Source organism: Rothia uropygialis, assembly GCF_004137765.1.
In the GTDB taxonomy this organism is placed as follows: Bacteria; Actinomycetota; Actinomycetes; order Actinomycetales; family Micrococcaceae; genus Rothia.
Map to the genome: position 1 here is coordinate 101,156 of NZ_NOIS01000002.1, position 18,998 is coordinate 120,153.

The 18,998-nt window shown below is 60.4% G+C and carries 16 protein-coding genes; 13 read left to right on the forward strand and 3 right to left on the reverse strand.

The features are described from left to right. Nucleotides 1-29 precede the first annotated feature (29 nt). From tig to EWV35_RS04120, 6 genes are all read left to right on the forward strand, one after another. On the forward strand, nt 30-1,367 hold the full coding sequence (tig, locus tag EWV35_RS04095; RefSeq protein WP_129658446.1) for a trigger factor: 1,338 nt from the start codon (nt 30-32) through the stop codon (nt 1,365-1,367). 358 nt (nt 1,368-1,725) lie between these two features. Further along, complete coding sequence (locus tag EWV35_RS04100; protein ID WP_178946288.1) at nt 1,726-2,328, forward strand: ATP-dependent Clp protease proteolytic subunit; 603 nt, start codon at nt 1,726-1,728, stop codon at nt 2,326-2,328. A 60-nt stretch (nt 2,329-2,388) separates the two neighbouring features. Further along, a complete protein-coding gene (locus tag EWV35_RS04105) occupies nt 2,389-3,072 on the forward strand; it encodes an ATP-dependent Clp protease proteolytic subunit (protein ID WP_129658448.1) in 684 nt (227 codons plus the stop codon). A 279-nt stretch (nt 3,073-3,351) separates the two neighbouring features. Continuing rightward, nucleotides 3,352-4,647, forward strand: coding sequence for an ATP-dependent Clp protease ATP-binding subunit ClpX (gene clpX, locus EWV35_RS04110; protein WP_129658450.1), 1,296 nt, complete (start codon nt 3,352-3,354; stop codon nt 4,645-4,647). 183 nt (nt 4,648-4,830) lie between these two features. Continuing rightward, a complete protein-coding gene (locus tag EWV35_RS04115; RefSeq protein ID WP_129658452.1) occupies nt 4,831-5,319 on the forward strand; it encodes a hypothetical protein in 489 nt (162 codons plus the stop codon). Between the two features lie 71 nt (nt 5,320-5,390). After that, nucleotides 5,391-6,011, forward strand: coding sequence for a mycothiol-dependent nitroreductase Rv2466c family protein (locus tag EWV35_RS04120; RefSeq protein ID WP_129658454.1), 621 nt, complete (start codon nt 5,391-5,393; stop codon nt 6,009-6,011). Here the strand turns inward: EWV35_RS04120 and EWV35_RS04125 are convergent. Together EWV35_RS04125 and valS are read right to left on the reverse strand one after the other, a co-directional pair. After that, nucleotides 6,008-7,561, reverse strand: a complete 1,554-nt coding sequence (locus EWV35_RS04125) for an LssY C-terminal domain-containing protein (protein WP_129658456.1) — start codon at nt 7,559-7,561, stop codon at nt 6,008-6,010. The genes EWV35_RS04120 and EWV35_RS04125 overlap by 4 nt on opposite strands. A gap of 123 nt (nt 7,562-7,684) precedes the next feature. Then, nucleotides 7,685-10,303 (reverse strand): valine--tRNA ligase, encoded by a 2,619-nt coding sequence (gene valS, locus EWV35_RS04130; protein WP_129658458.1) that lies wholly within the window; start codon nt 10,301-10,303, stop codon nt 7,685-7,687. 145 nt (nt 10,304-10,448) lie between these two features. Between valS and EWV35_RS04135 the strand changes: the two genes are divergently transcribed. The 7 genes from EWV35_RS04135 (at nt 10,449) to cobA (ending at nt 18,559) form a co-directional block, all read left to right on the forward strand. Further along, nucleotides 10,449-11,240, forward strand: a complete 792-nt coding sequence (locus EWV35_RS04135; protein WP_129658460.1) for an SDR family oxidoreductase — start codon at nt 10,449-10,451, stop codon at nt 11,238-11,240. 11 nt (nt 11,241-11,251) lie between these two features. Continuing rightward, the gene (locus EWV35_RS04140) at nt 11,252-12,022 is read left to right on the forward strand and encodes a sirohydrochlorin chelatase (RefSeq protein WP_129658462.1); all 771 of its coding nucleotides are present in this window, start codon (nt 11,252-11,254) and stop codon (nt 12,020-12,022) included. 527 nt (nt 12,023-12,549) lie between these two features. Beyond that, nucleotides 12,550-14,271, forward strand: coding sequence for a nitrite/sulfite reductase (locus EWV35_RS04145; protein WP_129658464.1), 1,722 nt, complete (start codon nt 12,550-12,552; stop codon nt 14,269-14,271). Continuing rightward, nucleotides 14,268-14,972, forward strand: a complete 705-nt coding sequence (locus tag EWV35_RS04150) for a phosphoadenylyl-sulfate reductase (protein ID WP_129658466.1) — start codon at nt 14,268-14,270, stop codon at nt 14,970-14,972. Before EWV35_RS04145 ends, EWV35_RS04150 begins: the two co-directional genes overlap by 4 nt. A 29-nt stretch (nt 14,973-15,001) precedes the next feature. Beyond that, nucleotides 15,002-15,964, forward strand: coding sequence for a sulfate adenylyltransferase subunit CysD (gene cysD / locus EWV35_RS04155; RefSeq protein WP_129658468.1), 963 nt, complete (start codon nt 15,002-15,004; stop codon nt 15,962-15,964). After that, the gene (locus tag EWV35_RS04160) at nt 15,965-17,341 is read left to right on the forward strand and encodes a sulfate adenylyltransferase subunit 1 (protein WP_129658470.1); all 1,377 of its coding nucleotides are present in this window, start codon (nt 15,965-15,967) and stop codon (nt 17,339-17,341) included. 12 nt (nt 17,342-17,353) lie between these two features. Further along, nucleotides 17,354-18,559 carry a uroporphyrinogen-III C-methyltransferase gene (cobA, locus tag EWV35_RS04165; protein ID WP_129658472.1) on the forward strand — a complete coding sequence of 402 codons (1,206 nt, stop codon included), beginning with the start codon at nt 17,354-17,356 and terminating at the stop codon, nt 18,557-18,559. A gap of 22 nt (nt 18,560-18,581) precedes the next feature. Here cobA and EWV35_RS04170 read toward each other — a convergent pair whose 3' ends face one another. After that, the gene (locus tag EWV35_RS04170) at nt 18,582-18,971 is read right to left on the reverse strand and encodes a DoxX family protein (protein WP_129658474.1); all 390 of its coding nucleotides are present in this window, start codon (nt 18,969-18,971) and stop codon (nt 18,582-18,584) included. Between the last annotated feature and the right edge of the window lie 27 nt (nt 18,972-18,998).

The window sequence follows — 18,998 nt, forward strand, 5'->3', positions numbered from 1 at the left end:
TGACCCCGAATCGTAGGAGATCAACGGAAGTGAAGACCGCCGTCGAGAAACTGAATCCGACCCTGGCAAAGATCCAGGTTGATGTTCCTTTCGAGGAATTCAAGCCGTTTCTCACCAAGACTTACAAGGAACTGGCCGAGCAGATCCAGATGCCTGGCTTCCGTAAGGGCAAGATCCCCAACCAGCTCATCGAGCAGCGCGTCGGGTTTGACTTTGTTGTGGAGAACGCACTGAACGAAGGCCTCAACGGCTTTTACCAGGAGGCTTTGTCCGAGAACGAATTGACTCCTTTGGCTCAGCCTGAGGTTGCCGTTCAGAACAAGCCGGAGGAACAGGACCGCGAGGCGGATGTGTCTGTCTCGATCGAGGTTGTCGTTCGCCCGGAGGTCGAGCTCCCCGAGTACTCCGACATCAAGGTCGAGGTCGACGCCGTGGAGGTCACTGCCGAGGACGAGCAGAAGGCCCTCGACGAGCTGCGCGGTCGTTTCGGGACCCTCAAGTCAGTTGAGCGCCCCGCCGCTCAGGACGATTTCGTGACGCTGGACCTCAACGCGACGATCGGTGACGAGGAAGTCGACGCGGCGAATGACCTTTCCTACCAGGTGGGTGCGGGCACCATGCTTGATGGCCTCGACGAAGCCATCACCGGTTTGTCCGCTGGCGAGGACGCCACCTTCGAGACCAAGTTGGCCGGCGGAGAGCACTCGGGCGAGGAAGCTACCGTCAAGGTCAAGGTCACCGCGGTCAAGGAACGCGAATTGCCCGAGGCCGACGACGACTTCGCGCAGCTCGCTTCGGAATTCGACACGATCGACGAACTGAAGGAAGACCTCAAGAACCAGGCTGCCCAGGCCAAGATCGTGGAGCAGGGAAATACCGCTCGCGACAAGGTTTTGGACAAGTTGGTCGAGCTCATCGAGGTTCCGGTGCCCGAGAAGGTCATCGAAGACCAGATCGAACAGCACTTCAATAATCCGAACGCCGAAGCAGACCACGACTCCGAAGAGCACCGTGCCGAGGTTCGCGAGAACACCGAACGTGCCTTCCGGAACGAAGTCATTCTGGATGCCATCGCGGACAAGGAAGAAGTCGGCGTCGAACAGTCCGAACTGATCGACTACATCATCTCGATGTCCTCGCAGTACGGCATGGATCCCAACCAGTTCGCGCAAATGCTGGATTCTTCCGGTCAGGCCGGAATGATGGTCGGCGAGGTCCGTCGGTCCAAGGCGCTTGCCAGCGTTCTGGGAAAGGCCGAGGTCGTGGACACCGAAGGCAACTCGGTCGACCTGTCCTCGTACATCAAGCCGCAGGGCGATGGGGAGACCGTCGAGGCCGAGAAGGACGTCGAGTCCACCGAAGCATAGGTGATTCGCTCGCGCTCGAGCGCAACGAGCACAGTGAAAGGGGCGACGACCGGGGAACCGGTCGTCGTCCCTTTCGCCGTTCCTGCAATATGACCGCAGGAACGCAACGTGAGTGGTGCTATGAGCGAAAACGTGGCCCGACGGGGTGGGCTCGGCACGCCATCAGCGAACTCATGGTGCTCAGCCGGGCGAGGAGAGAATTCGCCTACTAGTCTCGAAGGCAGAACAAGTGACCCGGCCCTGAAATGTCAGGGTTCGGAGTAACTCCAAGACATCGAGAGAGGTCAGAAGCATTATGGCTCATAACCTTCCATACGACGCGGGTACCCGACAGGGCGCGGCGAATAATCAGCCCGTCATGAGTCGCGAGACGGGCAACGGCCAGGACGAGCACGTCTACAACCGCTTGCTCAAGGAACGCATCATTTGGTTGGGTTCCGAGGTGCGTGACGACAACGCGAATCTGATCTGCTCGCAGATGCTTCTCTTGTCGGCGGAAGACCCCAAAGCGGATATCTACCTCTACATCAACTCCCCGGGTGGCTCGATCACGGCAGGGATGGCGATTTATGACACCATGCAGCTGATCCCGAACGATGTGGTGACCATCGCGACAGGTATGGCCGCATCAATGGGTCAGTTCCTTCTTTCCTCCGGCACTCGAGGAAAGCGCTATGCGACCCCCAACGCACGGATCCTCATGCACCAGCCTTCCGGTGGTATCGGCGGTACTGCTTCGGATATTCGCACCCAGGCCGAGTTGATTCTGTCGATGAAGCGTCGTCTTTCAGAATTGACGGCGGAGCAAACCGGCAAGTCCGTGGAGCAGATCCTGGAAGACAACGACCGCGACAACTGGTTCACCGCGGATGAAGGGCTCGAATACGGGTTCTTCGATCACATCGCCCAGAGTGCCGGTTCGGTCTCCGGTGGCGGCGGAACGCTCAAGGACGAGAAGTAAGACCGCGGGGCCGCGGGCCCAAGGCGATCAAGGCACAGACTTTTCAGGAGAAACAGACACATGAACTTCAATTCACCGCAGGCTCAGGGCGCCGCAGCAACCGGCGTCGAGATGCCTTCCAACCGATACGTTCTTCCGAGCTTCGAAGAGCGGACTCCTTACGGTTACAAGCGCCAGGACCCCTACGCGAAGCTTTTCGAAGACCGCATCATTTTCCTGGGCGTCCAGGTTGACGATGCGAGCGCCGACGACATCATGGCTCAGTTGCTCGTGCTCGAAGCCCAGGATCCGGACCGTGACATTACGATGTACATCAATTCGCCCGGTGGTTCATTCACGGCGATGACGGCGATTTACGACACGATGCAGTACATCCGACCCGAGATCCAGACCGTCTGCCTGGGCCAGGCAGCTTCGGCCGCCTCGGTCCTGTTGGCCGCGGGTACTCCGGGCAAGCGTCTGGCACTGCCGAATGCCAGGGTCCTGATTCACCAGCCTGCATTGGCAGGCCAGCAAGGTGGCCAGGCGTCGGATATCGAGATCCACGCCAACGAAGTCATGCGGATGCGCACCTGGTTGGAGGATACCCTCGCTCTGCACTCGGGCAAGGATTCGAAGACGATCAACAAGGACATCGAGCGGGACAAGATCCTAACCGCCAAGGACGCACACGAGTACGGACTCATCGACCAGGTCCTCGAATCTCGTAAGATCAACAAGCCGCAGATCAATACCCAGGACTGACCTCGGCTGGTTCTCAAGGGACGCCGTCCGGTTCGGCACTAACGAACTGGACGGCGTCGTCGTCTGTCGGGATTGTCCCGTCCACGCTCCCGGCATGACCACCCGGTCCTCTCAGGTGTAAGAACGCGGTGGTCATGAGCCGGTTTTCGAGGCCCTGAAGTGACGCGAATAATGCCCAGGACGTTGTCAACCTGTAGCCTAGTGAGTGCGAGCCATCCATGATGTACGGATACCCGTCACGTGGCTTCCACGCAAGACCTTCAGAAATGAGGAGCCAGCATGTCGAGAATCGGTGAGAGCACGGACCTGCTTAAATGTTCTTTCTGCGGAAAGTCACAGAAACAGGTGCGCAAGCTCATCGCGGGACCTGGCGTGTACATCTGCGACGAATGCATCGAGTTGTGCAATGAAATCATCGAAGAAGAGCTTGCCGAAGTCTCCGAGATCACGTCGATGGAATTGCCTCGCCCCCGGGAGATCTTCGAATATCTGCAAGAATTCGTGATCGGTCAGGAACCTGCCAAGAAGGCGCTTTCAGTGGCCGTATACAATCACTACAAGCGCATTCAGGCGAAGGACTCGGGGCAGCCGCAGAGCGGCCAATCATTGCTTGCCACGGGTGGCGAGGATGTCGATTTGGCCAAATCGAACATTCTTCTGGTCGGACCGACGGGCTCCGGCAAGACCTACTTGGCCCAAACCCTGGCTAAGAAACTCAACGTCCCCTTTGCGATGGCCGATGCCACGAGCCTGACGGAAGCCGGTTACGTCGGCGAGGACGTCGAGAACATCTTGTTGAAGTTGATCCAGTCCGCCGACTATGACGTCAAGAAAGCGGAAACGGGGATCATCTACATCGACGAGATCGACAAGATCTCGCGCAAATCCGAGAATCCGTCGATCACGAGGGACGTATCCGGCGAAGGAGTTCAACAAGCACTCCTCAAAATCCTCGAAGGCACCGTGGCCGCGGTTCCCCCGCAGGGGGGACGCAAACATCCCCAACAGGAATTCCTGCAAATCGATACGACGAACGTGCTCTTCATCGTCGCCGGTGCGTTCGCTGGCCTCGAGGACATCGTGGGTTCAAGGGTCGGCAAAAAGGGGATCGGTTTCGGCGCTCCCATAGAGCAGGCTTCCAAGGAAACCGACATCTTGCAGAAGCTCCTTCCGGAAGATCTGCTGAAGTTCGGTTTGATTCCCGAATTCATCGGCCGCCTTCCCGTTCTTACGAGCCTGTCCAGCCTCGATGTCGAGACGCTGGGCCGTGTTCTGACGGAGCCGCGGAACGCTTTGATCAAACAGTACAAGCGGATGTTCGCTCTGGACGACGTCGAGTTGGAATTCGAAGACGACGCGATTCGTGCGATCGCGGAACTGGCCATGGAACGGGGGACAGGCGCTCGTGGGCTCCGCTCCATCCTGGAAGACCTCCTCCAGTCAGTCATGTTCGATATTCCTTCACGTGAGGACGTCGCGCAGGTCATCATCACGAGTGAGGTGATTCGGCACGGCTCCGAACCCCAGATCGTCACTCGAGACATGTTGGATGCCGAGAAGAAGGATGCATCTTAAACATTGGTTTCACCTTTGAAAATTCAGTGATATGGCACGTCAAAAGATCACGATTCGGTCTCCGTGACGTGCGATCACCGCATTTCGATAACGGTTTCATCAAGATTTTCTCCTCAGCTTGAGTGGTGCTTATGCGCGTGTTTGGCTAGGTCCGGCGACGGTACGAACCACACAGGAGATGACATGCACCGAATCTTGCGAATAGCCGTTTCCTCCTTTTGGGGAATTACGGGACTTTTCGCGGTCACCGTCATGGTGGACCAGAGGATCTTGAGTCTTCCTGACCAGACCGTCGGCTTTTTTCTCGTTCTGGCGATCGTGGGGATCGTCCGTTTGTCGATGTACGCGGTAGCGGTTCGTTGCGGAATCGAGCCGGAACCGCGGACGCGTGATTCCATAACGGCGGGCTTCATCGTGACCTCGTGTGCAGTGGCCTATGGGTGGCTCATTCTGGGAATTCTCGTGGGCACCAACGCGGTCAGTTTGAGTTACCAGTCGTCGGTCAAGCCGACCTACGGGTGGATATCACTGGTTTTGATACTGCTGTCAGCGGCGACCTACGCGATTGACCTGTACCGGCTCCGCAAGGGGCGCTTGTCCGAGAACAAGAAAGTGGTTCGCGAAACCACGGATTCTGAATCCCGAGACTTGGCGCATCACGGCCGGGCATAAATCCTTTGAGCGCTGCGTTACACCCACTGGAACCGTTCACAGATTTTCATTTCCAAGGAGTGGGATTACCAGTGACACAGAATATCGAATTTTGGTTTGACCCGATTTGCCCGTGGGCATGGATGACCTCGCGTTGGATGAGCGAAGTCGAGGAGCTCCGTGACGTCGAGGTGACGTGGAACCCCTTCAGCCTCGCAGTACTCAATGAAGGCAAAGACCTGGACGCCGGTTACCGGAAGAACATCGACGCTTCGTGGGGCCCCGCCCGCGTCGCGATGGCGGTTCGTGAGGAGCAGGGCCAGGAGAAGGTCAAGCCCTTTTACGACGCGGTGGGTACGGCCCTTCATCCGGAGAAGTCCGATGAGTCAGACAACCGGCGTCGATTCCGTGAGGCGATCGAGAAAGCTCTCGAGGTAACGGGGCTGCCGCCCGAACTTGCGGAATATGCCGAGAAGGACACCTACGACGAGCAACTCCGTCGATCCAACGCACGGGCCCTCGAGCTGGTCGGCGACGACGTCGGGGTTCCGATCATCTCGGTTGACGGCACCGCTTTCTTCGGACCGGTGATGTCACCGGCCCCCAAGGGCGAGGACGCGGCCAAAGTCTGGGATGGAACGCTCGCCCTTGCTTCCTATCCCGGATTCTTCGAACTCAAACGGTCTCGCACGAACGGGCCGATTTTTGACTAGACCTTCTCGGAATTCTGGGACCGACCGGAATCGCTGACATGGTTTCCGGGAGACTGCTCCGAGGCTGATTCGGCTTTCGTCCTCGAGCGATTTGGGGAGCCCCCAGAGGACCTTCGACCGGAATTGCGCCGGGCCTCTTTGGCCCGGCGCTTTTCTTGTGAGCTGGCCCAGGTGTAATTGACGGCTTCGTCCGACGTGTACGAAAGCATCGCGAAAACCTGACTGGCCATGAGCACGAATACGGCGTAGACGTTGCTCGAGTCCGCGGTATCGGTCACGATCTGAATCGCGACCACGATGAAGCTTGCCCCTAGAAAGGCCAAGTTGATCTGGCGGGCCCTATGATGCCCCCGGACAACGTTGATCGCCAACAAGACCTGGAAGAGGGCGACGAGAGTCACGCCGATCGTCACGATAGTCAGGGCATAGTTCCACAGATCGTTGCCCGTATCGTTGACGAAATTGCGTGCGGAGACCGAGAGGTCGTTGTCGGCCTCCCCAATGACCCCGGGGCTGAAGATTCGGACAAGGCTTCGGCCGAGTTGCAGAAGGGCCACCAAAGACACCAGCCCGGCCGCGATCCAGACATCCGGCGGGGCTTTCTTGGCGAGTTCGGATAGGTTTCGGTGCTTGTGGTCGGGGTCTTTTGCCTGTTCGGTCTCGTGATCACCGGGGACGACCTCGTCGAGGTCGACGATCGGCAGGTTCCCGTCCGTATTGATGTGATCCCCGCCGCCGTTACGAGAGTTGTAGCCGCCCATGAAGTCATTCAGCGTCTCGTGGCTGACGCCCGGGTTCTTGTATTCGAGCGTGGAGACGACGTAGTCGCGCTCCTGATCGGTGTCCGGATCGACCTTGTGGGTTACTTGGAAAGTGAAGAGGGACAAACCCACAGCGTGGTCGTAGGTCGCCGCGGCCAACCAGTCGACTTCCAAACCTCCGGGAAGCTTCCAACCTTTAGGGGTCTTCCAGAAGCGCACATGGTGACGCTTGCTGGGGTTGCCGCCGACTTCCTGCTGGTAGGCAAAGTCCTGTTTCCGACCGAAGAGCATCAGCGGACTGACAGGGGCCTCTGGATAGGAGCTCTTGCGCAAGGACGAGACGACGATCCGCCAGGAGCTCTTCAGGGACACATTTTCAGCCTTGGTCCAGCCGGCGTTGGTCATCGCCTCGTGGATGTCGTCCTCCTCAGCCTTGAAGGAAAGATTAACGGGGTCCCCGAGGAGACCGTCGCCGGTCTGCGTACGGCCGAAGAAGTAGTCGGGCACGTAAATATTGGTCAGGATCCGGTGCATCCGTGGGAGCGTCAGGTAGGAGGCCAGGCCCCAGAAGATCAAGATGAAGAGGACGGACCACCAACTCAGGTGCACCGCTTCGGTCAAGGACACAACCGCCAACCAGAGAGATGCAAGACCCGCGAAGACGAAATAGATCTTGTCGGACAAGCCGTCGACCAGCCTTCGGCTGTCCGAAAACTGTTGCTTGATACGGGGTTCTCCGGACTTTTCCGTGTCTCCCTGGTAAACGGGATAATTCGGATCGTCTCTCATTAGGGTCCTTTGCCTCGGGTCGTACGGACTCGGCCCCGCGGTCCGAAGAATGCGGGGCCGAGCCTTTCTCGATCAGAGCTTCCGGACACTGCGGCCTGTCACGGAAGACTCTCTGCTGTCAGACTATTCGCCCGGCACCAGCTCGACGTCTGAAACTCCGATGTCGCCAACCGATGCGGCCAGCTCGATCTCTCTGGCGTTGCCAGCGGCTTTGAGATCCTCCAGCCCCGCCCGCAATTGAGCGATCTGTTCGGTCGGAGCAGAAATGGTTGCGGAAGAAACCTCCGTGCGCTGCTTGACCTTTGCCTCGGACTTCGACTTGCGAAGACCAGACAGAGCCCGGCCGACTACAGTCAGCACTTCGGGGTCTCCGGACTGGGCCGTTTCGGCCCAGCCTTGAGTCGTCGGCCAGGATGCGCGGTGGACAGAGCCTTCCCGCCACCAGGACCAGACTTCCTCTGTAGCGAACGGGAGGAACGGCGCGAAGAGGCGAAGGAGCGCATCGAGCGTGGTTGCGAGTGCCGCGTGCACGGACGCCTGCTCGGCCTCCCCTCTGGCGCCATAGGCACGATCCTTGACCAATTCGACGTAGTCGTCCGTGAACGTCCAGAAGAATGACTCGGTCATCTGCAGTGCGCGCGCGTACTCGTATTTGTCGAATGCTTCGGTCGCGGCATTGACGACGGTGGCCAGCTGGGCGAGCAATGAATGGTCCAAACCGTTCGTCACGACGTCGGCAGTTGCTCCCCGGCCTATGATGGATGACTCGTCGACCCCTTGCATCAGGACGAACTTGGATGCATTGAGCAGTTTGATGGCCAGGCGACGACCGATCTTCATCTGCCCTTCGTCGTAGGCGGTGTCTGCGCCCAGACGCGCGGAAGCGGCCCAATACCTGACGGCATCCGCCCCGTGCTTGGTCAAAACCTCGTCCGGAACAACGACGTTGCCCTTGGACTTGGACATTTTCTTGCGATCCGGGTCAAGGATCCAACCCGACAATGCGGTATTGGTCCACGGGACCGTCGACGCCAGGGTCTCGGCACGCACCACGGAGCTGAACAGCCAGGTTCGGATGATGTCGTGGCCCTGGGGACGCAGGTCCATCGGGAATGTTTTCTCGTGCAGACCCGGATTCACGGCCCAGCCTGTTGCTATTTGTGGCGTCAAAGAGGACGTCGCCCATGTGTCGAGGACATCCGGATCGGCAGTGAATCCACCCGGCTGGTTCCGCTGGGACTCGTCGAATCCCTTCGGAGCCTGCGCCGCGGGATCGACCGGCAACTGGTTCTCGTCCGGGAGGATCGGATTGTCGTAATCCGGCTCGCCGGCCTCGTCGACGGAGTACCAAAGAGGGAACGGGACCCCAAAAAAGCGCTGCCGCGAGATGAGCCAGTCTCCGTTGAGGCCTTCGACCCAGTTCTCGTAACGCGACCGCATAAAGGTGGGATGCCACTGGATTTCGCGCCCGCGCCGGATGAGGTCTTGACGTCGATCAGCGTCCCGTCCGCCATTGCGGATGTACCACTGGCGCGAGGTCACGATCTCGAGCGGCTTGTCGCCCTTCTCGTAGAACTTGACTGGGTGCGTGATCTTCTTCGGCTCACCCTCCATCTCGCCGGATTCGGCGAGCATTTCGACAACGGCCTTCTGGGCTGAGAAAACCGTGGCACCGGCCAAGCGTTCGTACCGTTCGCGCCCTGCGCTGTCGGTAATCCACTCCGGGGTTTCCCTGCTGAAGCGACCGTCGCGGCCGATCAGCGCACGCGTGTCCAGCTGGAGCTCGCGCCACCAGGTGACGTCCGTGGTGTCGCCGAAGGTGCAGATCATGGCGATGCCCGAGCCTTTGTCGGGCTGGGCGAGCTCATGAGCTTTGACGGGAACCTCGACGCCGAACAGCGGTGAGGTCACTGTGGTTCCGTAGAGGTCCTTGTAGCGGTCGTCATCGGGATGGGCTACCAATGCCACGCACGAGGGGAGCAGTTCGGGGCGGGTGGTTTCGATCCAAACCTTGCCACCATCGGGACGATGGAAAGACACGCGGTGGTAGGCGCCATCGCGTTCTTTGTCCTCGAGCTCGGCCTGCGCGACGGCAGTACGGAAGGATACATCCCACATGGTCGGCGCCTCGGCCATGTACGCGTTTCCGGCCTGGAGGTCTTTGATGAAAGCCAGCTGGGAAACTTTTCGGGAGTGATCGTCGATGGTCCGATAGGTCCGGTCCCAGTCGACGGAGAGGCCCAAAGTCATGAAGAGGTGTTCGAAGACTTTTTCGTCTTCGACGGCGAGCTCTTCGCACAGCTCGATGAAATTCTGGCGTGAGACCACGTCCCAGTCGCGTTGGTTCTTCGCGGGTTTCTCGGGCGGCCGATAATCCTCGATGTAGGGCTTCGTGGGGTCGCATCGCACGCCGTAGTAATTCTGGACGCGTCGTTCCGTCGGTAGGCCGTTGTCGTCCCAGCCGAGGGGATAGAAAACGTTCTTGCCCGTCATCCGCTGATAGCGGGCGATGACGTCAGTCTGGGTATAGGAGAACATGTGGCCCACGTGCAATGAACCGGAGGCCGTAGGAGGAGGGGTGTCGATGGAGTAGACGGAGGCCCGCTCGGTGTCCTCGTTGAATGCGTAAGTCCCGGCGGAGCGCCAGAACTGCGAGTACTTCTCCTCGAGCCCCTCGAGTCCGGGCTTGTCGGGAACGGTCACTGTGGTGGGCGTGTCTGTGCCCTGGTCGAATTCAGCCATGCCGACATTCTGTCACGGCTTCGCGGAAACAGCCCATGCGATGACCCTACGCGTGAGGTCGCACTGTGTCTCTGAATTTGTCGTAATGTCAAGACAAACAGAGATTTTGCTATCGAAGACGTGGATCCGTTTGTAGTCTTGAAGCATGACGCAGCAGATCACAGACAACTCACCCCGACAAACCAAAGCGACAAAGATCGCGGTCGTGTCCGGAGCGAGCTCGGGAATCGGAAGAGAAACGGCTCGCCAACTTGCGGAGCAAGGCTGGACGATTTACGCCGTGGCCCGCAGGCTCGAGCGACTCGAGGAGCTGGCAAAGGAGACGGGTGTCATCCCTCACTCATTGGATGTCACGGACAGGGAAGCCGTAGAGGAGCTTGCCGAAAGGGTCATCGAAGAGCAGGGAACCGTCGACGCTCTGCTCAATATTTCGGGCGCCGCTATCGGTGTCGACCCCGTGGCAAGCGGAAATCCCGGGGACTGGAAACAAATGTTCGATCTCAACGTCATCGGAACCCTCAACATGACTCAGGCGTTTCTACCCGCGTTACGGGCGAACGGTCAAGGCACCGTGATGAACCTGACGTCGACCGCTGCGGAAGCAGGATACGAAGGCGGCGGCGGATACAACGCCGCGAAATTCGGGGAACGAGGTATGACGCAGGCTCTGCGACTCGAAGAGGCCGAAAACAACATCCGGGTCGTCGAAATCTGTCCGGGAATGGTCCGGACCGAAGAATTCTCCGTCAAGCGGCTCGGCGGCAGCCAGGCCGCCGCGGACAACGTGTACACGGGAGTGAAAGAGCCTCTCACCGCTGGAGACGTGGCGCGAGTCGTCACGTTTTCGGTGACGCTTCCGCACCATATCAATTTGGACCAGATCACCATGCGCCCGGTTGCTCAGGCGGCTCAGTACAAAGTGATTCGCGAGTCTTAGGAATTCCCCCCATGGATCTTGGAATCCTTGAAAACCTCCATCTCGTGGCCAGCGGGCACGGTACGCGAAATGAACTCGGGCAAAGAACGGTTGAAGCTCTGGTCGATTCGATCAATCGCAGAGTGCCGCAGGAAGTACATGGGGCTTCGGTCGACGTTCAGAATCCCGAGGTCGGCGACGTGGTCGCCGGACTCGCCATCGATCGTTCGGGAATAATCATTCCGCTTCTGTTGTCAACCGGATTCCATACGCGGGTCGACCTCAAGAATGCGGCCCGGCGGTTCGGTCAAGACGGGTCCGGAGGCCCCGAAGCAGTCGATCATCAGATCGTCGTGGCCGACCCGTTGGGTCCTTCGGTTCGTTTGGCGCGACTCCAGGCACGACGGCTCGAAGAGACCGGCTGGCGGCGGGGCGAGGCCGTCGTCATGGGGGTCGTGGGGTCATCGGTTGCCGCTGGAAAGACTGACGCGGAAACGCAGGCCTCTTACCTCGAAAAGGTCCTTCAGTCGCCGGTTCGCCTGGGATTCGGGGCTGCGGCCAGCCCCACGGTCTCGGAAGCAGTCGACGAATGCAGACGTCAAGGCGCCCCACGCGTATTCGTCTCCTCTTACATTCTTGCTCCGGGGACGTTTCAGGACCGCTTGATGCATACTAATGCAGACAATGTGACCGATACTCTGCTCAGAACGGATGACCCGTATTCTCTGGGGCTTGTTTCGGAGGTTGCGCTCTCCCGTGCAGCGGAGTGCTTTCATCGGTTGCTTCAGGCGGACGGCGCGTGAACGAAGCCTCGAGCCCTCGGTGGCAACCCATGTCGGGGATCGGCGAGGCTGATCGTCCCCCCCCCCCGTCTGATGGCTCGATCCGAGAGGGCCACCATCCCGGCGTGGGAACAAGGCCCTGAAACGGGCACTGCTCCTCTTAGTACTCGCAGCCATCACAAGGTCCCCCGGGATAGGAGGGTCGGAAACCGGATGAAGGCAAACGCCACACCCAAGCCGTGACCGCCCTGGCCGGCCGTGGCACGGATCTGCTGTTCGCAAAAATCAGAGGCGGGGCCTTCTACCGGGGCGGGCTCCACCGGTCGTGGTTCGTGCGGCTTGACGAATTAATCCGGCAACCCCCACCCAACAGCATCCGGACAAGGCGCACGATGTTGCCCCCCCCCGGAAGCCCTGCAGGCCGCCTTGTGCCGGCATGCAGGCATTTCGCCAGCGGCAGAGGCCGAGTGTGACTCCGAAAGACGTTGTGTTGATGCGTGTTGAGTTCGGGCTTTTGCTGGTCGCCCAGTCTTCCTAGAGTTCCATGCATGGTTGCAGACACACGGGATAACCAACGAGGCGCCGCGTCCGCAAAACCGCGCGCCAAAAAGCCGAACGCTCAGTGGAAGATTGACGGCACTGAGCCGATGAACCACAACGAGGAGTTCAAGCTCGAGGACAGTGGACTCAACGTACGGCAGCGCATTGAAGAGCGGTACGCCCACGAGGGCTTCGATGCGATCACCGATGACGACCTGCACGGTCGATTCCGCTGGTGGGGCCTTTACACTCAACGACGCCCAGGCATCGACGGGGGACGCACGGCCAAGCTCGATACCCGTGAACTCGAAGATCGCTACTTCATGATGCGCATCAGGCTCGACGGCGGCCAGCTCAGCCTCGAGCAGCTGCGAACCGTTGCGGGAATCTCGGAAGAATTCGCACGCGGCACCGCGGACGTGTCCGACCGGCAGAACATACAGCTGCATTGGATCGAGGTCGAGAACGTCCCCGAAATCTGGCGCCGACTCGAGAACGTAGGACTGTCGACCACGGAAGCCTGTGGTGACGTCTCACGCGTGATCCTGGGATCTCCCTTGGCAGGCGTTGCGGCCGACGAGATTCTGGATCCGACACCGGTGATCGAAGACATCAAGAGTCGATTCATCGGCGATCCCGAATTGGCCAATCTGCCCCGGAAATTCAAGACGGCGATCTCCGGGCACCCCAGCCAGGACGTCGTGCACGAAATCAACGACATCTCCCTGGTCGGGGTCGAACACCCCGAGTACGGGGCGGGCTTCGACCTGTGGGTCGGGGGTGGGCTTTCGACCAACGCGATGCTCGCCAAAAGGCTTGGGGCCTTCGTGACCCCGGAGCAGGCGCCCGAGGTGTGGCACGGCGTCATCCGGATTTTCCGCGATTACGGATACCGCCGACTGCGGAACCGCGCTCGATTGAAATTCCTCATGGCAGATTGGGGCCCGGAGAAATTCCGACAAGTCCTCGAGGACGAATACCTGGGCTACTCGCTGGCCGACGGCCCGGAGCCGATCGCTCCGGATCACTCCGGCGATCACGTGGGTGTTCACCCGCAGAAAGACGGCAAATACTATGTCGGCCTGAATCCTATGGTGGGCAGAGTCAATGGCGCGACGCTCAATGCCTTGGCGGATCTGATGGAACAGCATGGTTCGGCCAGACTGCGCACGACGCCGTATCAGAAGCTGGTGGTTCTGGACATTCCCGAGGAATCGGTCGACTCCTTCGTCGAGAAGACCGATGAACTCGGGCTGACGGCGGCACCATCCGTCTTTCGGCGGGACACTATGGCGTGCACAGGTATCGAGTTCTGCAAGCTGGCCATCGTCGAGACCAAGGACACCGCGACGAGGGTCGTCGGGGAACTGGAAGAGAGGCTCGCCGACGTACGGGACCAACTTCCCGAACAGCTGAGTCTCTACGTCAACGGTTGCCCCAACTCGTGCGCTCGTATTCAAACCGCCGATATAGGGCTCAAGGGCCAGATCATCCCTGACGGGGAAGGCGGACAGACCTCGGGGTTCCAGGTGCACCTCGGCGGAGGACTCGCCAATTACCGAAATGACGCCGCGGGCGAGCTCGGGCGAACCGTCCGGGGCTTGAAAGTCGCTTCCGACGACGTCGCCGAATATGTCGAGAAGCTGATCCGACGGTACATAGCCTCACGCGAAGAAGGGGAAACCTTTGCTCGCTGGGCCAAGAACGCCGATGAAGAGGAGTTGGTATGACCCCCACCACGGACACCGAACTTCGGGCACTTGCCCGCAGCGGCGAGGAAGGTCTTGAATGGGAGTCCTCGGCCCAGGAGGTCATCTCTTGGGTTGCGGAAAACTTCGACACCGCTGATATCGCCGTGGCTTGCTCGATGGCAGATGCCGTCCTGCCGGCGCTGGTCGCAGACCAAGTGCCGGGTGTGGACGTGCTCTTCCTCGACACCGGGTATCACTTTGCGGAAACCATGGGAACACGCGACATGGTTCAGGAAAGCTTGGACGTCAACATCGTCGACCTCAAGCCCGAGCTCACGGTTGAGGAACAGGACAGAACCTATGGCAAGGATCTGTTCGGCTCGGATCCGACCGCGTGCTGCCGTATGCGTAAGGTCGAGCCCCTCAACAAGGCGCTCGAGGGCTACAAAGTGTGGTTCACCGGGGTGCGCAGGGAAGAAGCTCCCACCCGGACGAACACGCCTTTGGTCACGTGGGACGATACGCACGGTCTCATCAAGGTGAACCCCTTGGCTCCTTGGTCCTTCGACGAATTGGTCGATTACGCCAACGAGCACAAAGTGCCGGTGAATATGCTCCTGACTAACGGGTACCCCTCGATCGGGTGCCAGCCGTGCACGCGCCGAGTAGCAGAAGGCGAGGATCCGCGCGCCGGTCGTTGGGCCGGCCAATCCAAGACAAAATGCGGGATCCACCTGTGACCACAAGGACCGAAAGAGCGACTGACGTCATGAGCACTGACATCACATCCGGGACGGCCCGTGTGGCCGAAACCTACCTCGAGAGCCAGCCCACGGGTCAGAATCTGACGGACCTGGACATTTTGGAGTCGGAGGCCGTGCACATCATCCGTGAGGTGGTCGCGGAGTTCGACCGACCCGCAATGCTGTTTTCCGGTGGCAAGGACTCTGTGGTCATGACCCACCTCGCCGCTAAAGCTTTCTTTCCGGCCAGGATCCCCTTTCCGCTGGTCCACATCGATACCGGACACAATTTTCCCGAGGTGCTGGATTTTCGCGACCGTGCGGTCGAAAGGCTCGGAACACGGCTCGTGGTCGGATCCGTGCAGGAGTACATCGACAGGGGAGAACTTGAAGAACGAGCCGACGGAACGCGCAATCCGTTGCAGACGGTTCCCCTCCTCGACACGATCTCCCACAACGCCTACGACGTGGTCTTCGGTGGGGGCCGCCGGGACGAGGACAAGGCCAGGGCCAAGGAGCGCGTGCTGAGTCTCCGCGACGACTTCGGCCAATGGGATCCTCGTAGCCAGCGGCCCGAGCTCTGGAACCTGTACAACGGCCGCCACACACCGGGACAGCACGTTCGGGCGTTTCCGCTGTCCAACTGGACCGAACTGGACGTGTGGCGTTATATCGAGCGCGAAGGCATCGAGATCCCGAGCCTGTACTACGCGCACGAACGCGAAACTTTCCTGCGCGACGGCATGATTCGGGCCGTCGGGGAAGTATCGCAGCCGGAACCGCACGAGGAGGTTGTGCCTCGTGTGGTTCGATATCGCACCGTCGGTGACATGTCATGCACGGGCGCCGTCGAATCGACGGCGGCGACCGCCTCCGATGTGGTCCAAGAAGTCGCGATCTCGACTCTTACCGAGCGCGGTGCCACGCGAGCCGACGATCGCATTTCCGAAGCGGCCATGGAGGACCGCAAGAAGGACGGGTATTTCTAAATGACCATCACCGATACGCTCGCGGCTTCGAGCACGAATACTCGGACACTCTTCCGGTTCGCGACAGCAGGGTCCGTCGATGACGGAAAATCGACGCTGGTCGGGCGGCTTCTCTTCGATTCCAAGGCGATTCTGGCCGACCAGTTGGAAGCCGTGGCCCGCACATCGGCTGAACGCGGTTTCGGGGCCTCCGGAGAAGAAATTGATCTCGCGCTGCTGACCGACGGGTTGAGGGCCGAGCGCGAACAAGGGATTACCATCGACGTCGCTTATCGGTACTTCGCGACCGATACGCGAAATTTCATTCTCGCGGATTGCCCGGGCCACGTGGAATACACCAAGAACACCGTCACTGGAGCATCGACGGCCGACGCGGTGGTTCTGCTGGTCGACGCACGGAACGGGGTCCTCGAACAGACCAGGCGGCACCTGGCAGTTGCCCGTTTGCTGCGGGTGCCGCACGTGATTGTCGCGGTCAACAAAATCGACCTCGTCGATTACGACGAGGCCGCGTACCGAGGAATCGTCGAGGAGATCCGTCAGGTCGCGACGGAGCTTGGCATGGACACGGTATTGACTGTGCCCGTGTCCGCCCTCAAGGGCGACAACGTGGTGAGCCCCTCCGCAAAGACCCCGTGGCACACCGGTGAGACCCTTTTGGGCCTCCTGGAAGAATTGCCGGATCGAGACCGCAGCCTCCAGACGGCTGAGCCCTTCCGCATGGCCGTGCAGACCGTCATCCGGCCTCAGGGCTCCTTGGCCCAAGGTTTGGGCGAGGACGAGTTCCGCGACTTCCGGGGATACGCGGGCCAGATTGCGGCCGGGTCCATCAACGTAGGCGACCGGATCTCCGTCGCGGCGACCGGCGGGACGACACGCGTGACCGCTATCTGGAGCGGGTCGGAGCGAATCGGTTCGGCTCGTTCTCCTCAGTCGGTCGTGCTCGAAATCAATGACCAGCTGGACCTGACACGGGGATCCATGTTGACGGACGCCGAGGAAGTGCCGACCGCTCACCGAGAATTCGGGGCGCGGGTTGCCTGGTTGGCGAGCAAGCCGTTGGTTGCCGGGTCCAAGGTTCTTGTCAAACACGGCACAGCCACCGTCAAAGCGGTGATCGAGGAGGTGCGGGGGCGACTGGACCTTACGAATCTGACGGATATCCCGTCGGAGTCGCTCGACCTCAATGATATCGGTTCGGTCAGGCTCAGGACCGCGTCAGCGTTGCCGGTGGAAGACTACGAATCGCACCGTCAAACGGGAGCATTCCTGGTCATTGATCCTCAATCGGGGGACACCCTGGGAGCAGGCATTGCTGCACCGGACCACCCCGAGACGGATGCTTCACACGACGACTGGCTGACGGCCGAAGGGTAACGACACGAGCTCATGACCTACCCACTTGGCGTGCAATTGCGCGGGCGCGAGGTGCTCGTCGTCGGTGGCGGTCCCGTCGCGACGCGTCGCATACGTGCACTCGTGTCCGACGGAGCTCGCGTTATTGTCGTCGCCCCAAGCGTCAGCCAGGAGATACGAGAGCAAAGTCATCGCGGAGAACTCGTGTGGCACGAGCGAGGCTTCCAGAACTCCGACCTCGATCGGGTTTGGCTGGTTCTTGCCCACACGTCAGATCCGTTCACACAGGACGAGGTGGCAGAGGAAGCCGAGCGACGACGGGTTTTCTGCGTCAAAGGCGGGGATCCCCACGCCGGGACCGCGTGGGTTCCGAGTGTTGCGAAAGCCCAGGGAGTCACGGTTGCGGTCAACGCGGGCGGGGACCCCCGACGTGCCAAGGCCGTCTCCTCGTGGGTGTCTGCTGCTCTCGACGCTGGTGAGGCACCCGTCCGCCCAGGCTCGGAGTCAGCCGCACTCGCGGCAGACCAGGTGCCCGGGACCGTTGCGCTGGTCGGGGGCGGTCCCGGCGACATGGACCTGCTGACGGTTCGGGGGCGGTTCCTCGTCGCAATGGCGGACGTCGTGGTCGCGGACCGACTCGGACCGCGTGAGGTCCTGACAAGGATCCGAGAGGATGCCCAGGTGATCGAGGTCGGTAAGAAGGCCGGCCACCATCCGGTTCCTCAGGAGGACATCAACCAGATCCTCGTCCGGGAAGCACGAAATGGGCTGCGCGTCGTACGTTTGAAAGGTGGCGACCCGTTCGTGCTCGGCCGTGGCGGCGAGGAAGTCGAATATTGCGCTGCTCACGGAATCGAAACTGAGGTCGTTCCAGGCGTGACCTCGGCGATTTCCGTTCCGGCGGCCGCGGGGATACCCGTGACGCATCGAGGCGTAGCGACCGGATTCTCAGTGATCACCGGACATCAGCACATTGCCGCAGTGCCTGGGGGTGCCGAACACACCTTGGTACTGCTCATGGGAGTCACGCGACTTTCCGAGACAGCAAGCCGCCTGATCGATGCGGGAAGGCCGAGTTCGACACCGGTTGCCGTGATCGAACGCGGGTGGACCCCTGAACAGCGCACGACCTTTGGAACTCTGTCGACGATCGGAAAAGTTGCACGGGAACGCGGGGTTCGGGCGCCTGCGGTGATCGTTGTGGGCGACGTCGTCCGCTTAGCCCCTGAATTCGTCTGAAAAGGATGGTCGACGAATCGGGTCAGCGCGAGTGCCGAGCAATTTTGAGCGCTGAGGCGATCAGCGGTAGCTGGAGCGGGAGCCTGCCGAAAGCTCGAGCCTTGCGGCCAGGTTCCTCGTTGCGGTAGTCCCAGGCCATCTTGAAGTTCCCGGGCCACACCCCCAGGTACAGGGCCGTGGCTGCTTGCCCTCCGACGCGACGAGTGCGGGGGTTCAGCAGCAAGGCCGAGACGCCCAGCTCCACGACGCCCGACCCAAGGGTCCATGTCCGCGCCGAGCCGGGGAGACGGGGAGGAACCAGCCTTTCGAATACCGCGGGGCGGAGGAAGTGCATGGTCCCCGCCGTGGCCAAGAATGCCCCGTGGACGAGAGCGGACCGACTTGCACTTTTGCGTTGCTGAGAAATCGTCATACGTCGAGTCTAGGACCGTGAAACCGA

Coding starts and splice junctions, on each gene's coding strand:
- EWV35_RS04100 (WP_178946288.1), top strand. CDS start 1,726: ATGAGTCGCGAGACGGGCAACGGCCAGGACGAGCACGTCTACAACCGC.
- EWV35_RS04105 (WP_129658448.1), top strand. CDS start 2,389: ATGAACTTCAATTCACCGCAGGCTCAGGGCGCCGCAGCAACCGGCGTC.
- clpX (WP_129658450.1), top strand. CDS start 3,352: ATGTCGAGAATCGGTGAGAGCACGGACCTGCTTAAATGTTCTTTCTGC.
- EWV35_RS04115 (WP_129658452.1), top strand. CDS start 4,831: ATGCACCGAATCTTGCGAATAGCCGTTTCCTCCTTTTGGGGAATTACG.
- EWV35_RS04125 (WP_129658456.1), bottom strand. CDS start 7,561: ATGAGAGACGATCCGAATTATCCCGTTTACCAGGGAGACACGGAAAAG.
- valS (WP_129658458.1), bottom strand. CDS start 10,303: ATGGCTGAATTCGACCAGGGCACAGACACGCCCACCACAGTGACCGTT.
- EWV35_RS04135 (WP_129658460.1), top strand. CDS start 10,449: ATGACGCAGCAGATCACAGACAACTCACCCCGACAAACCAAAGCGACA.
- EWV35_RS04140 (WP_129658462.1), top strand. CDS start 11,252: ATGGATCTTGGAATCCTTGAAAACCTCCATCTCGTGGCCAGCGGGCAC.
- EWV35_RS04145 (WP_129658464.1), top strand. CDS start 12,550: ATGGTTGCAGACACACGGGATAACCAACGAGGCGCCGCGTCCGCAAAA.
- EWV35_RS04150 (WP_129658466.1), top strand. CDS start 14,268: ATGACCCCCACCACGGACACCGAACTTCGGGCACTTGCCCGCAGCGGC.
- cysD (WP_129658468.1), top strand. CDS start 15,002: ATGAGCACTGACATCACATCCGGGACGGCCCGTGTGGCCGAAACCTAC.
- EWV35_RS04160 (WP_129658470.1), top strand. CDS start 15,965: ATGACCATCACCGATACGCTCGCGGCTTCGAGCACGAATACTCGGACA.
- cobA (WP_129658472.1), top strand. CDS start 17,354: ATGACCTACCCACTTGGCGTGCAATTGCGCGGGCGCGAGGTGCTCGTC.
- EWV35_RS04170 (WP_129658474.1), bottom strand. CDS start 18,971: ATGACGATTTCTCAGCAACGCAAAAGTGCAAGTCGGTCCGCTCTCGTC.